We start from the raw sequence: 13802 nt of genomic DNA, 5'->3' as shown, positions 1-13802 counted from the left end.
TAAGGGTGTGGAGAATGTGGAATGGAAAAGCGGCTTTGACAAAGAAAGGGAACTTATCTTTGCCATTCAACGAGATCTGGATGTAGTAACGGCCATATTATTATTAACTGGCCAAATAACAATTATAGGAGTATTTGTGACACCCGGAGCTTTTCGTGTTTCAGTAGGCGGACCTATTACAGGAACCAGTCGCATCGAAGGAAAAGACGGAAATGTGGGAATTAATATTATTATTGATATGATTGATGTGTTTCTTGCGGCTTTGCTGCTTAATAACCAGATTAATGTGTCGGGCGCCTTTATTTCTTCTGGAAGATTTACCATTAACGTAAGCGGGCCTATTTTTGGCGTTCCCAAAACAGAACCTGCATTAAGTGAACTGAATCAATCCTCTCAGTTTTTTCATCGTACGGTATCAAAACATTTTTATGTAAATCCTGACTTAGTTGAAAAATTTACAAAGGACTGATTAAAATGTCATTAACAGATATACCTACAGTAAGACCTTCAGAGACGAGTATTTTTCTTATCGCCCTGCCGCTTATTATTTTTATCTTTTTCTTTACTCAGCCAAAAGCATCAGACGTTAAATAATCATGTAGCATAATGGGTGTTTTATCCTTGGGCACACAAGCTGCTTATTTTTCTGTTCATATCATTGCCCCTTCATTCATTAAGCCCCTAACGCTTTTCTTTTCTGTCATGTTTCATTAAAATGAACATAAACATGTATATAGAGAAAAGAATAATGTAGTGTTTCCTAACGTTATAAAATAGCTTACTATACGAAGAAAGCGTCTATAATAAAAGAAATGAACCTTTTGCGTGGTCAGCTGACGATGCTTTTTATTTTTACAAACTGCAGTGAAGGCAGAAAGGAGAGAATTCGATGAGTTTGCGCGAGCGGCTGCTGTATGTAGCGGAACATTATAAACAAATGGGTGGAGACGTACTTGTAAAACATGAAATAGAAAATATGCTTACACGCAGGCTTCCGATTTCTCTTTATCGATTGGAGCATATAAATCGAGAAGAAATGCGTATATCGGGACACCACGCTGAAACATTTCCTTACGTGACCCTTGCGAATAAGAATATAGAGAGTGACGTGATGGTCGCGTATTTATTCAGTGAAGACGGTCAGCGTATTTACTTAGTCATGATGAGAGGAGACTCAGAAGAAGGAACAGATCTGAAAGACATTCGATTCTTTACTCCTGAACATGCCCGCGTATTGAAAGATAATCATATTGTCATTGGTACAAGCATGGAAGCGAAAAGCTTTGAGGATAGAGTAGCTCTTTACCTTCCTTACAATATAGCAGACTTACCTAGCAATGATCAGCTGCAAGAGGACTTGCATTTACTGCTAAGTATGCATGAACAGTATATAAAAACATACGGAATGAGCAAAGAGATGATGGGAGACAAAGACGCCATCGTCCATATTCATGAGTATATTAGGAAATCTGGGTTTACATATGAACGACATGATATAGCCAACGCCTACTTTGCTTTAAAGACTAAACCGTTTATTGTTTTATCCGGAATGAGCGGGACAGGAAAAACAAAGCTTGCTCAGCTCTTAGCAGATAGTATCGGTGCCACGATTGAAAATGGAAGACAAGTGCTCATTCCGGTTCGACCCGATTGGCACGATAGTTCAGATTTATTAGGATATATTGATTTAAGAGGAGATTTTCGCAGAGGATCGTTTCTGTCGATTATGCAGCAAGCCATTCAGCATCCAGCTTACACATATGTTGCCATATTGGATGAAATGAACTTAGCTCGAGTTGAACATTATTTTAGCGACATTTTAAGCGTGATGGAAAGCAGGAGCTGGTCAAAAGAGAAAATCAAAACGGCTCCGTTATTCCCGGGACATAAGATGTTCCGAGATATTTATTTGCCATCTAATCTTCTCATTATCGGTACAATTAATATGGATGAAACAACTCATGGGTTTAGTCAAAAGTTGTTAGATCGTACCAACACCATTGAGTTAAATAAGATTCAACTAGATTCTTTTGATTTTTTAGATGATAGAGATCCGTCTCAGCACGGCATTCAAAATGTAGAAATTCAAAGTCAATATGTTCACTTAAAAGATGCGTATGTTGAACATGCTGAGCTCATTCACGAAGTAACAAATGAACTGCTAACCGTCAACGAGATGCTTATAGAAGTCGATTTGCAAATAGGTTACCGCGTACGCGACGAAATATGCTTTTATTTAATTTACGCGGTGAAAAGCGGAATGTTTACATTTGATCAGGCGTTTGATTTTCAGGTTTTGCAAAAAGTTTTGCCTCGTATTTCAGGAAGCGATGGGTACACATTTGATTTATTAAAAAACCTTTATTATTACTGTACAAATACGCTGTTAGATGATGAATTTGAGACAGCTGTCGTAAATGCAGATGGAATGAGATTTCCTAAAAGCGCACGCAAAATAATGGAGATGATGAGACGTTTTGAAGTATACGGATACACGTCATTTTGGATTAATACCGTACGTTGAAATTGAAACTGACACGTGTACGGTGGTTATAAAAGGGAAAAATAAGAAAAAAATAAAATCTGCAGAAGAAGTGATGTTTTTTTCTTGTACAGGAAAAGGAATTACACATGTAAAAGTATTAAATCAAACAAAAGGCATGATGACTTCAAAACCGCCGCTGGAGCCTTTATTTTTTGAAAATGAAACCTATCAAATTACAGTTGTTTCTAAAAATGAAACAAGCCTGTTTGTTAACCACGATTCAAAAGCAGTTGAACAAAGCTTTCAAAGCGTAGGATTTCCCTACATTTTGACGGGAAATATAAGCTTTCAAAATGAAGTAGGGTATTCTACGTTTCATGTTTACAGCGAAAGAGAAAAAGAGCTCTCCTTTACTCTTGAAATTTTCCCTTCAAAGATGAGCTACAAGACAGACTATGTACACATGGTTGATGAAGTGAACGGATATATTCATGATTTGGCATACGATATGCTTCGTAAAACATATATTGAAGCAAAATCTGTTTGGTCTAAGCAAGCAACATGGACGGAATTTTATCATGTTCTGTCTCACTATATGAAACCCTTTCTTCATTCTGTGCGTCAGATTGAAAATCAGCCGTTTCAATCGGTAAAAGTTGAACATGAGCTCATGAGAGGCGATCAAATAAAAAAACAAGATAGCCGTGCTATATCATTTGTCCGAACCCACCCTACCTATCTTGCATCTTCAAGCAGGGGGATTAAAATTAATCGAAATATAAAAGTAGTACCCACAAAAGCGATTGGCACCAGGCACGTGTCTACCTATGATAATCTGGAAAATCAAAGTGTAAAATGGATGATGACGCAGCTGTATCATAAGCTAACTGCACTAATTGACAAATTGATAGAAGATAGATATGTAAAAAAAGAAGCCGTATCGGCTCTAGAAACTAATCATGCCGAATTAAAAAGACTGTTAAATAATGCGTTTTGGCAACGGGTGAAGACCCTACAAGCTTCAACTCTTCCTTCTACACTGCGTACGGCACCCCGCTACCGGGAAGCAAGCAGATACTTTATGTTCTTAACGCGAGGATTGGCTCTTAACGGAGAGTTTTACCACCTTTCATTAAAAGATATCGCAACTCTCTATGAATACTGGACGTATGTTAGTCTTTTAAAGAAGTTGCAAACTTACGGCAAGCGGATAGAACAAAACATCATGACAACGACAGAACAAGGGTTGAACGTTAGGATGCAGCCGTCTTATCATCGTTTTCAAGTGGGGAAAGCAGAAGTCACGCTATGGTATCAGAAAGCATACCATCATACTCATACCGTTATTCAAAAGCCTGACTTACTGCTTGAAGTAAAGCAAGGGGAGAAAAAAAGTGTATATCTTTTTGATGCTAAGTATCGTATCAAACCAAATCACGATACGCCTTCACCTAGAGAAGAAGATATTAATACCATGCATCGTTACCGAGACGCTATTGTAGAGGAAAATGGAATAAAACCGGTACAAACAGCGATTGTGCTGTTTCCAGGGAAAGCAGAGAGCTATAAGCAGCATCATTTTTATAAAAGTATTGAACGTGTTGGAGTTGGTGCGCTGCCTTTTTTGCCGGGAGAAGAAGGGTTAGTAGAAGAATTTATTGAAGCTATTTGTACGGTAGAACCACATTTTTTCAGCGCTGAGTAGGTGAATAGATAGAAAGTGAACAAGTCTTTTTTTATGCGTTGGCATAGTGTTAAGTTTTTTATGTTTTGATGACATTTCGAGATTTTAGTTGTATTTTCCTGTTGAATTTTCTAGAATAGTAGAGAATAAAACCGTATCGAAAAGAAGTCGTATCATGTGCAGAGAACGTTTCAGGAGGACAACGAAGTGAAAAAGATTCTACTATTCACGTTAGTAGCGCTATTGGCAACTTTTTTTATTGACAGGGTATACAGCGAACGCAACCAAGCGCAACTTCAGCAAACTGTAATTAATGAAATTAAAAAAACAAATCAAAGTAAAGAAGAAGCTTCCATCCTTGATTTTAATGAATTATGTGATTTTAGATGGGATAAAGTATATGTTTTTGGACCGGAAACGACTCGCAGTGAGGTAAATGAAAAGCTGGGCTTCACGTGGTCTGAAGCAAAAGCAAAAGGTATTGGAAAAGATAAAAAAGATAACTTTATTGTCTTTGTAGAAAATAATCAAGTAACGCAATATTTAAAAATCCCGGCGTCATATGGAACTATTGTTCCTAAGACTTCTGTTGCAAATGAAAGCTAACGAAGAAATTCGTTAGCTTTTTTATGCTTTCTTTTTTAAGGATGAAGTTTTTTTCTCTGCTGTTGATTTTGTCGGGTGTAAAGTAGAAGGATCTATGCTCACTTTTAACATTTCCATTAAATGTCGAATATCTCGTTCTTCGCTTCCGCTGCCTTTTGTAACTTCGCCTTGATTTATTTTTTGTTGAATGACGTTTTGTAAGGCATCTCGGTAGTTGTTTTTGTAAATAGACGGATTAAAAGAAGTAGATAGCTTATCAATTAATTCCACCGTCACTTGTGTATCACTTTCATTAATGGAAGAAGTACTGGATAAGTTAGGCACATCTGTGACTGAACGAAGCTCTTCTTCAAAATGCATCGTGTGAAGAACAAGAGATCCGCCCACGGAACGAATAATTGCCATTTGCTGTTTGGAATATAAAAATACATTCGCAATACCGACTTTATTCGTTATTTCAAGTGCATTTAATAAAGTATAATAAGCTTTTAGGCTTGTTTCCCCAGGAGAAATATAGTAGGGCTTATCAAAAAACAGGGGATCAATGTCATCTAACGATACAAAGTGTAACAATTCAACAGCTTTGTTTGCTGCAAAGGGTTCTTTGACACTGTCAATTTCCTGTTGTGAAAGTACAACAAACTGACCGGTCGCGGTTTCGTATCCTTTAACCAGTTCATCGGATTCTACTTCTCGTCCACACGTTTGGCAATGTTTTTCTTGATGAATAGGTGTATAGCAAACGGAGTGTAGCGTGCGCAGCTTTACATCTTTTTCTTCAATTGCTCCGTGCAGTTTAATGGGGATATCAATTAATCCAAAGCTGATTTTACCTTTCCAAGCAGTATGAAGCATAAACGTTCTCCTTTTACTCTTTTTTAGTAGTGTGCCGTAAAATAAATTAGATATCCCATTGTTTTGAAAAGAAGAATATTCTTAAAAAACTATGTGCTAAATAAACAATTAAATAGTTCCAATAAAACTGCAGAGACAACATCTGCAGCTTTATTGGAAATCGATAGGGACTATTTGCTGATTAGATTCATTTGTCTCATGTTTAGAAATCGTAATTTCAAGGATTTCGTTACTAAATATAGCGGTAATTTTTTTATTCATCAATGGAAATGGAAAGTCGATTGTACGTTCAACGCTTTCTTCCATTTGTTCTCTTGCAAGCGTTCCTTGCTTTTCATCATGAAATTCTCTAATGCAGTATTTTTTGGCTGTCAGCTGTAAGTGGTCAGCTTGTATCTGAACGATAATATCCTTAGGGTGATACCCTAATAATTCAGCTTCGACAATAAATGATTGTTCTGTTTCAAATAAATCTATACGAACGGAATCATAATCTAAATAACTCATAAAGGGATTTGAAAGCATGACTTCTAACAACTCTTGAAAGCCTTTTACAAACATTTGGTCTGCTGGCAGACGCTTGTTTTTCATTTCTGCGTTCCTCCAATATTTAAAGTGTTTCACTTTACTATCATATGCGCGTTTATGTACTTAGTGAACTCCTGCGCAAAGAATAAGCTTGAAGTACTAGCTGTCTTTTCTACGCATAAAAAAGCAAGCTCTGTAGAGAGCTTGCCGCTTTTTTACATATCATGTCCGCTATTATGTTTTTGGCGAGAATGCTTACGGTTTTTTACTTTATGAGATCCGCTTAGCGGTTCTGGCTGTCCAGAATTGCTTTTTGGCGCATTTCTTCTGATGTCTTTGCTGCTATTTTTGTTCATAGTTAAAACCTCCCTTTCATTTATTAGGGTAGGATAGTGACAGGGAATTTATCCGATGAAAAATTCCCCTTTCTAAAAATAGGTTTAACAAAAACAGGAAATGGGAACAGAAAAAAAGCGTCATATATAATGACGCCTTCTCGTTAGATTTCATGGAGTTAAACGATTTTGCTTTTCTAACTAGTGATTAGTATATCCAATAAGAGATTGTTTTATTGATTTTTTTTGCGTTTTTTATTATTTTGTTTCTGTTGTTCCGTTAATGGTTCATTTGAAAATTCTTCATTATAACCCGCTCCTTTTCCTTGAGCGCTAGCCGCGTTAGCTCCAGGAATGACGTGGTTTGACTTGCGTTTAGCCATGTTGAATCACCTCCGTTTCTAGCATGCGTAAAAATCAATGAAATATGAATTATTAGAAAAATAAAAGGAAGATGAAAAAGGTTATAAGTGAAACTTATGTTAATTAATAACATTCTTTTTATTTACTTATGTATAATATTATATTAAGATAGATGGTGAAGGGAATAGAGGATGGGGTAAGTAAATCCTTTATACATAGAATTTTAAGGGGGTAAAAGCAATGACTAAAAAAGACGTTTTCAACGCTCGTTCGTCATTCGATCTTAATGGCAGCACATATAATTATTACCGCTTACAAGCTTTAGAGGAAGCAGGTTTAGGTAACGTATCTAAGCTGCCGTATTCAATTAAAGTATTATTAGAATCTGTTCTTCGTCAGGTAGATGGCCGTGTTATTACAAAAGAACACGTCGAAAACCTTGCAAAATGGGGAACAAAAGATATTAAAGATATCGATGTTCCTTTCAAACCATCTCGTGTTATTCTTCAAGATTTCACTGGAGTTCCAGCGGTTGTAGACTTAGCGTCACTTCGTAAAGCAATGGCTGATTTAGGAGGAGATCCTGACAAAATCAATCCAGAAATTCCAGTAGACCTCGTTGTCGACCACTCCGTACAAGTTGATAAAGCAGGTACAGCTGACTCATTACGAATTAATATGGACCTCGAGTTTCAACGTAATACAGAGCGCTATAATTTCTTAAGCTGGGCTCAAAAATCATTTAATAACTATCGTGCAGTTCCGCCAGCTACAGGCATCGTGCACCAAGTAAATTTAGAATATTTAGCAAACGTTGTTCATGCTGTTGAAGAAGATGGTGAATTTGTAGCTTTCCCTGATTCTCTAGTAGGTACTGACTCTCATACAACGATGATTAATGGTATCGGTGTTTTAGGATGGGGTGTTGGCGGTATTGAAGCGGAAGCAGGTATGCTTGGCCAACCTTCTTATTTCCCAGTTCCTGAAGTAATCGGCGTTAAACTTGTTGGTGAATTACCAAACGGCACTACAGCTACAGACTTAGCGTTAAAAGTTACGCAAGTGCTTCGTCAAAAAGGAGTAGTCGGAAAATTCGTGGAATTCTTCGGTCCTGGCGTAGCAGAACTTCCATTAGCTGACCGCGCAACAATCGCTAATATGGCTCCTGAATACGGTGCAACATGTGGATTCTTCCCAGTTGACGCAGAAGCATTAGCATACATGCGTTTAACAGGAAGAGATGAAAAAGACATTCAGGTTGTCGAACAATATACAAAAGCAAATGGTTTGTTCTTCACACCAGAAAGTGAAGATCCAATTTTCACTGACGTTGTTGAGATTAACCTTGCTGAGATTGAAGCAAATCTTTCTGGTCCAAAGCGTCCGCAAGATTTAATTCCACTTTCTCAAATGCAAACAGAATTCAAGAAGGCTTTAACAGCTCCTGTTAGCAACCAAAGCTTCGGACTTGATGCTAAAGACGTGGATAAAGAAATTACGTTTAAGCTTGCAGACGGTTCAGAAACAACAATGAAAACAGGTGCTATTGCCATTGCGGCTATCACAAGCTGTACGAACACATCAAATCCTTACGTATTAGTAGCAGCTGGTTTAGTTGCGAAAAAAGCGGTAGAAAAAGGATTGGATGTTCCAGCTTACGTGAAAACTTCTTTAGCACCAGGTTCAAAAGTAGTAACGGCTTACCTGCAAAATTCAGGGCTGCTTCCATACTTAGATAAAATCGGCTTTAACATCGTAGGTTATGGCTGTACGACTTGTATCGGTAACTCTGGTCCATTAGAAGCTGAAATTGAAGCAGCGATTGCAGATAGCGACTTGCTTGTAACGTCTGTTCTTTCAGGAAACCGTAACTTTGAAGGACGTATTCATCCATTAGTAAAAGGTAACTACCTTGCTTCTCCGCCGCTTGTTGTAGCATATGCACTGGCTGGAACAGTAGATGTAGATTTACAAAAAGATCCAATCGGCATTGATACAGACGGCAATGAAGTATTCTTTAGCGACATCTGGCCTTCTCAAGATGAAATTAAAGAAGTTGTTAGCCGTACCGTAACGCCTGAATTATTCCGTAACGAGTATGAGCGCGTATTCGATGATAACGAGCGCTGGAATGAAATTAAAACAAGCGAAGATGCGCTTTATACGTGGGAGAATGATTCAACGTACATTCAAAACCCACCTTTCTTTGAAGGGTTATCAGAAGAGCCAGGCGAAGTAGAAGCATTAAATGATCTTCGCGTAGTAGCGAAATTTGGTGACTCAGTGACAACGGATCACATTTCACCAGCGGGTTCAATTGCAAAAACATCACCTGCAGGTCTTTACCTTCAAGAAAACGGTGTAGAGCCAAAAGACTTTAACTCATATGGTTCTCGTCGCGGTAACCATGAAGTAATGATGCGCGGTACGTTTGCAAACATCCGAATTAAAAACCAAGTAGCTCCTGGTACAGAAGGCGGCTGGACAACATACTGGCCAACAAATGACGTAATGAGCATTTATGATGCTTGTATGAAATACAAAGAGCAAGGTACAGGTCTTGTTGTACTTGCAGGCAAAGATTACGGCATGGGAAGTTCTCGTGACTGGGCAGCAAAAGGCACAAATCTTTTAGGTATTAAAACAGTAATCGCTGAAAGCTTCGAGCGTATTCACCGTTCAAACCTAGTATTAATGGGTGTTTTACCTCTTCAATTTAAAGATGGTGAAAGCGCGGATACATTAGGTTTAACTGGAAAAGAAACAATTGCAGTAGCAGTTGATGAAACAGTAAAACCACGTGATTTTATAAAAGTAACCGCAACTGATGAAGCTGGAAACAAAAAAGAATTTGAAGTACTGGTTCGTTTCGATAGTGAAGTTGAAATTGATTACTATCGCCACGGTGGTATCCTTCAAATGGTGCTTCGTGATAAATTACAATCTAAAACACATGCGTAAGTTATAAAGAAAAAGAGCGGTTCTCGTGAGCCGCTCTTTTTTTATGCAAACGCACCGTTTTCGACAAAAAGTGAGAGGGAAATATGCTATATTATAAAAGAAAATGCCCTATAAAAGGATTATTTTAGTAGATATTGCACATATCTATTAGTACATAGATTATCACTTTTTAGAAGAAATAAAGGAGCCGATCATATGGTTAAAAAAATAATTGCGGTCTTGCTTCTAGCAGGCTTTCTTAGCTACGCACTTTGGCAAGGGCTTTCTCCAAATGAAGCATCCGATAATTCTAACTTAAGCGAATATAAGGATTTAAATATCAAAAAAGGCGATAGTGCTCGTCAGGCTTCGGGTCAAGCTTATGGGTTGGAACCAAAAGATACAGCGCCTCCGTTTACACTGTCAGATACGAGCGGGAAATCCGTTCAATTATCGGACTTTAAAGGAAAAAAAGTTATTTTAAACTTTTGGGCAACATGGTGTCCGCCGTGTCAAAAAGAAATGCCCGATATGCAAGCGTTTTACGAGAAATATGGAAACGATGTACAGCTGCTTGCGGTTAATTTAACTTCGTCGGAAGGCAGTAAACAGTCAGTATCTAAGTTTCTTAAAGAAAAACAGTTTACGTTTCGTGTATTATTGGACGACCAAGATAGTGTAGGAAGTAAAAAATATCGAGTCTCCACCATTCCGACATCTTACTTTATAGATGAAGAAGGGAAAATTGTTCAACGAGTGAATGGTCCAATGACGCTTAAACAAATAGAAAACTTTGCTCAACAAGCAGCGAATTAAATTTGCTGCTTGTTTTATTAAACATGAAACTTATTTACTTTATCATCGTATATATAGATAGGTCAGTAAACATGTCAAACTTTCTTACAACTTTTCAAAAAAGTATGTTTACTTATCTGACAAATTGGTTACAATATAGATAGTTATATGATATCAGTTTCTTTAGATTTTTCAGATTTTTCATAAAAATTACATAAAGTAGGTGTTGTGATCATGAGAAAATTACGCAAACGTTCATTTGAAGAGTTAGTGCAAGAAAATAAAACGCAGCTGTTAAAAGATCAGTCAGAAATTGAACGCATTGAAATGGAAATTGAAAAGCGGTTAGAAGATCGTATGCTTGAAAGAGCTGAATAACTTTAAAGTAAGTTGGTTAGAGTAACGGTGAGGAGGGGATAAGCATGGGAAATCCTAAAAAACAAAGCAAACCTTTTGTTCCGAATCACATCGGCACTCAACCGAGAGAAGCTGGTGGAAATAACGGAAAACAAATGCAAGATAAATCCGGCAAGCATCCTCAAGTTATTCAAACCAAAGGTGAATGAATAAAAAGTCGCTGAATTCAGCGACTTTTTATTATTTGAATTCTACCGTGAATAAATAAACGTAAGGATTGCTCGAAATAAGCTCTTTAACGACTTCTTCATCGTCGGTTGAAAGCGGAGCAACTCGTATGCCACTGCCATCGTCACCAAATAAAGCAGCAACTGGATATGTTTTATTCATTTTTACCGTTTGTTTTTTCTCTAATCCAGTAAAGGAATAGCCGTTCATTTTTTTTGGCTTTTCTGCTTCTATTCCTAGGTTTGTATCGTTGCTGCCTATATTAAACATAACTTTATGCGCATCATCATCGATTTTATATGTAATAGCAAACATATCAAATTCTTTTGAAACAGTCAACCCTCCTGAAAATAAAGGTTCTTTTGCTTTTCCCTTTTCGTAATAAGTAGCTTTTACATAAGCTTCTTTTGCGTCACTAGGAGCTTTCACATCGTATGCGATGATATTGCTTTTGTAGTCCAGGTTTGTCACAGCTAACATTTTTTCTTCATGTTTTGAGTAATGATGAGGCTTCATAAAGGCACTTGCTGTCAATTTTGCTGCCAATGAGGTTTGTGACATAAAAAATACGGCAAGCACTGCAATAAAGATGACGCTTAGTAATGTTATCATTCGTTTGGTCATAGCGATTCCCCCTTTGTATGTATATATTACCATATTATGTATGTTTTATATACATATTTTAACTTAATTATAATTATATTATGTAAACTAAAATCATTTTTTTCCACTTATAGAGATGAACAAATCCGGCATACTACAATTGTAACAAAGTTATTTTGAGGAGGAAGATACAATGGCATGGAATAAACCGAATCCAGACGATCGCAGTGATAACGTTGAAAAATTACAAACAATGGTGCAAAATACAATGAAAAACATTGAAGAAGCAGAAGAAGCTGCTGCATGCAGCAATGAAGAAGAACGTCAGCGCATTCAGCAAAAAAACCACAATCGCGAAGTAAGTATCGAAGCAATGCGCAGCGAAATAAAAGATGAGTCAGAAGCTCGTCAAAATGGTTACGAAGGTACGATTTAATAAATAAAGCAACGACAATAAGCAGCTAAAAATAAACGGTTTTAGCTGCTTTCTTTCTATATTTTTTTAATAAGGTCAATAATAATACAAACTAGCAAAGAGGTTTATGTAGGTGAAAAAGCACGTGAAAAAGAAAGTAGTAAGGGTTTTGGTCAGTTTACTTGTCGTCTTGATTATTGTGGGCTCTTATCAAACGCATAAGCCTTTGCCTAAAGGAGTTTCATACGAAAGTAAGCCGCACAAAGTAGAAGATGTATTTCTCTTATCAGACCTAACGTATCAAGACCAGCAGACATCTGTTTCTGAACAACACATTTTTCAAGCAGTTACGAATGCGATTGATGATGCAAAAGCTTTTATTATTATGGATATGTTTCTATTTAACGGCTACTATAACCAAGGCGAAACGTTTCCTCACCTTAGTGATACGCTTGCAAGTAAGCTGATTGAAAAGAAACGAAAACATCCTACTATCGAAATCGTCTTTATTACAGATGAAATCAATACGACCTACGGCTCACATGATTCAAAGTGGTTAGATTCAATGCGGCTAAACGGAATCAAAGTGGTGCAAACCAATTTATCTAAGCTCAGAGACTCCATTCCACTGTATTCTTCAGTGTGGAGAACTTTTGTTCAGTGGTTTGGTGAAAAAGGAAACGGATGGATAACAAATCCGTTTGGTACCAATGCGCCTAAAGCGACGGTCCGTGCTTATTTAAAGTTGTTAAATGTAAAAGCTAATCACAGAAAAGTAGTAGCAACAGATCAAAGCGTTATTATCTCCTCTGCCAATCCTCATGATGCAAGTTTTTATAATTCTAACATGGCCTTTGAAGTAAAAGGGAATATCATTGGAGATGTGGTGAAAAGTGAACAAGCGGTGTCAGATTTTTCTTATGGAGGAAAGTTACCTCGGTATAAGAAGAAAGAAAAAGAAAAGGGAGACCTCTATGTTCAGCTGTTAACAGAAGGCAAAATCTATAAGCACGTATTGCATGATTTACGTCATGCTAAAAAAGGTGACGATGTATGGCTTGGCATGTTTTATCTTGGAGATCGAGACGTAATAAAGGCGCTTTTGAAAGCTTCCAAACAAGGCGCAAACGTACGATTAATTTCAGATCCTAATGAGAATGCGTTTGGAAGAAAAAAGTTCGGACTGCCTAACCGTCCAGTAGCAGCAGAACTTGTGAAAAAATCTAAAGGCGATATTAAAGTTCGCTGGTATCATACGGGAAAAGAGCAATATCATCCCAAAACTTTATTTATTCGAAATAAAAAAAATGCAACTATTATTGCAGGAGCAGCAAATTTCACAAAACGAAATTTAGATGACTTGAATTTAGAAACGGATATTAAAGTATCAGGGCCTTCTAACAAAAAGGTTATGACCGAACTAAACGCTTATTTTGACCGTTTATGGACAAATAACGACTACACATATACACTTCCTTATAAAAAGTATGAAAATAAAATGACGCGGCTGGAAACACTGATATATCGCATTCAAAATGCGCTTAGTCTTACAACATATTGAGTTACAACCAAACTAGTAGGAGTATATTCTCCTTATATGGTAAGATA

At 37.2% G+C, this 13802-nt stretch carries 15 protein-coding genes; 10 read left to right on the top strand and 5 right to left on the bottom strand.

Features of this window, described 5'->3' with window-relative positions; genetic code table 11:
* Positions 1-16 precede the first annotated feature (16 nt).
* The 4 genes from POF52_RS20785 to POF52_RS20770 all read left to right on the top strand — a co-directional run bounded on the left by POF52_RS20785 (position 17) and on the right by POF52_RS20770 (position 4775).
* Entirely contained in the window at positions 17-469 is a 453-nt protein-coding gene (locus POF52_RS20785) for a hypothetical protein (protein WP_029322049.1), read from the top strand.
* Between the two features lie 420 nt (positions 470-889).
* Positions 890-2524, top strand: coding sequence for an MrcB family domain-containing protein (locus tag POF52_RS20780; protein ID WP_271994549.1), 1635 nt, complete (start codon positions 890-892; stop codon positions 2522-2524).
* Entirely contained in the window at positions 2478-4190 is a 1713-nt protein-coding gene (locus POF52_RS20775; protein WP_271994547.1) for a DUF2357 domain-containing protein, read from the top strand. The genes POF52_RS20780 and POF52_RS20775 overlap by 47 nt, the downstream gene beginning before the upstream one ends.
* 186 nt (positions 4191-4376) lie before the next feature.
* Positions 4377-4775, top strand: a complete 399-nt coding sequence (locus POF52_RS20770; RefSeq protein WP_013057259.1) for a hypothetical protein — start codon at positions 4377-4379, stop codon at positions 4773-4775.
* Between the two features lie 21 nt (positions 4776-4796).
* Here the strand turns inward: POF52_RS20770 and ku are convergent, their stop codons facing one another.
* From ku to sspO, 4 genes are all read right to left on the bottom strand, one after another.
* Positions 4797-5630, bottom strand: coding sequence for a non-homologous end joining protein Ku (gene ku, locus POF52_RS20765; RefSeq protein ID WP_013083373.1), 834 nt, complete (start codon positions 5628-5630; stop codon positions 4797-4799).
* Positions 5631-5780: 150 nt separating this feature from the next.
* Entirely contained in the window at positions 5781-6221 is a 441-nt protein-coding gene (locus POF52_RS20760) for an Hsp20/alpha crystallin family protein (protein WP_271994544.1), read from the bottom strand.
* 152 nt (positions 6222-6373) lie between these two features.
* Complete coding sequence (locus tag POF52_RS20755; protein ID WP_013057256.1) at positions 6374-6514, bottom strand: small acid-soluble spore protein P; 141 nt, start codon at positions 6512-6514, stop codon at positions 6374-6376.
* A 212-nt stretch (positions 6515-6726) separates the two neighbouring features.
* Positions 6727-6876 carry a small acid-soluble spore protein O gene (gene sspO / locus POF52_RS20750; RefSeq protein WP_013083371.1) on the bottom strand — a complete coding sequence of 50 codons (150 nt, stop codon included), beginning with the start codon at positions 6874-6876 and terminating at the stop codon, positions 6727-6729.
* Positions 6877-7096: 220 nt separating this feature from the next.
* Between sspO and acnA the strand changes: the two genes are divergently transcribed.
* The 4 genes from acnA to POF52_RS20730 all read left to right on the top strand — a co-directional run bounded on the left by acnA (position 7097) and on the right by POF52_RS20730 (position 11157).
* Positions 7097-9817 carry an aconitate hydratase AcnA gene (gene acnA, locus POF52_RS20745; protein ID WP_271994541.1) on the top strand — a complete coding sequence of 907 codons (2721 nt, stop codon included), beginning with the start codon at positions 7097-7099 and terminating at the stop codon, positions 9815-9817.
* Between the two features lie 195 nt (positions 9818-10012).
* Complete coding sequence (locus POF52_RS20740) at positions 10013-10612, top strand: TlpA family protein disulfide reductase (protein WP_271994539.1); 600 nt, start codon at positions 10013-10015, stop codon at positions 10610-10612.
* A gap of 213 nt (positions 10613-10825) precedes the next feature.
* Positions 10826-10969 carry an FbpB family small basic protein gene (locus POF52_RS20735; RefSeq protein WP_013057252.1) on the top strand — a complete coding sequence of 48 codons (144 nt, stop codon included), beginning with the start codon at positions 10826-10828 and terminating at the stop codon, positions 10967-10969.
* 44 nt (positions 10970-11013) lie between these two features.
* Positions 11014-11157, top strand: coding sequence for an acid-soluble spore protein N (locus tag POF52_RS20730; RefSeq protein WP_043982832.1), 144 nt, complete (start codon positions 11014-11016; stop codon positions 11155-11157).
* 31 nt (positions 11158-11188) lie between these two features.
* Here the strand turns inward: POF52_RS20730 and POF52_RS20725 are convergent, their stop codons facing one another.
* Positions 11189-11800: a hypothetical protein gene (locus POF52_RS20725; RefSeq protein WP_176585422.1), complete on the bottom strand. Its 612-nt coding sequence runs from the start codon at positions 11798-11800 to the stop codon at positions 11189-11191.
* A gap of 172 nt (positions 11801-11972) precedes the next feature.
* On the opposite strand from POF52_RS20725, the gene tlp reads away from it, so the two are divergent.
* Complete coding sequence (gene tlp / locus POF52_RS20720) at positions 11973-12215, top strand: small acid-soluble spore protein Tlp (RefSeq protein ID WP_013083367.1); 243 nt, start codon at positions 11973-11975, stop codon at positions 12213-12215.
* Positions 12216-12327: 112 nt separating this feature from the next.
* On the top strand, positions 12328-13755 hold the full coding sequence (locus tag POF52_RS20715) for a phospholipase D family protein (protein ID WP_442956656.1): 1428 nt from the start codon (positions 12328-12330) through the stop codon (positions 13753-13755).
* The last annotated feature ends 47 nt before the right edge of the window (positions 13756-13802 follow it).

This window comes from Priestia sp. AB, from assembly GCF_028369225.1.
GTDB classification, from domain to species: domain Bacteria; phylum Bacillota; class Bacilli; order Bacillales; family Bacillaceae_H; genus Priestia; species Priestia megaterium.
The sequence above is the reverse complement of the archived record's forward strand: the minus strand, read 5'-3'. Positions and strand labels throughout refer to the sequence as shown.

Coding starts and splice junctions, on each gene's coding strand:
- POF52_RS20780 (WP_271994549.1), top strand. CDS start 890: ATGAGTTTGCGCGAGCGGCTGCTGTATGTAGCGGAACATTATAAACAA.
- ku (WP_013083373.1), bottom strand. CDS start 5,630: ATGCTTCATACTGCTTGGAAAGGTAAAATCAGCTTTGGATTAATTGAT.
- POF52_RS20760 (WP_271994544.1), bottom strand. CDS start 6,221: ATGAAAAACAAGCGTCTGCCAGCAGACCAAATGTTTGTAAAAGGCTTT.
- POF52_RS20755 (WP_013057256.1), bottom strand. CDS start 6,514: ATGAACAAAAATAGCAGCAAAGACATCAGAAGAAATGCGCCAAAAAGC.
- sspO (WP_013083371.1), bottom strand. CDS start 6,876: ATGGCTAAACGCAAGTCAAACCACGTCATTCCTGGAGCTAACGCGGCT.
- acnA (WP_271994541.1), top strand. CDS start 7,097: ATGACTAAAAAAGACGTTTTCAACGCTCGTTCGTCATTCGATCTTAAT.
- POF52_RS20740 (WP_271994539.1), top strand. CDS start 10,013: ATGGTTAAAAAAATAATTGCGGTCTTGCTTCTAGCAGGCTTTCTTAGC.
- POF52_RS20735 (WP_013057252.1), top strand. CDS start 10,826: ATGAGAAAATTACGCAAACGTTCATTTGAAGAGTTAGTGCAAGAAAAT.
- POF52_RS20730 (WP_043982832.1), top strand. CDS start 11,014: ATGGGAAATCCTAAAAAACAAAGCAAACCTTTTGTTCCGAATCACATC.
- POF52_RS20725 (WP_176585422.1), bottom strand. CDS start 11,800: ATGACCAAACGAATGATAACATTACTAAGCGTCATCTTTATTGCAGTG.
- tlp (WP_013083367.1), top strand. CDS start 11,973: ATGGCATGGAATAAACCGAATCCAGACGATCGCAGTGATAACGTTGAA.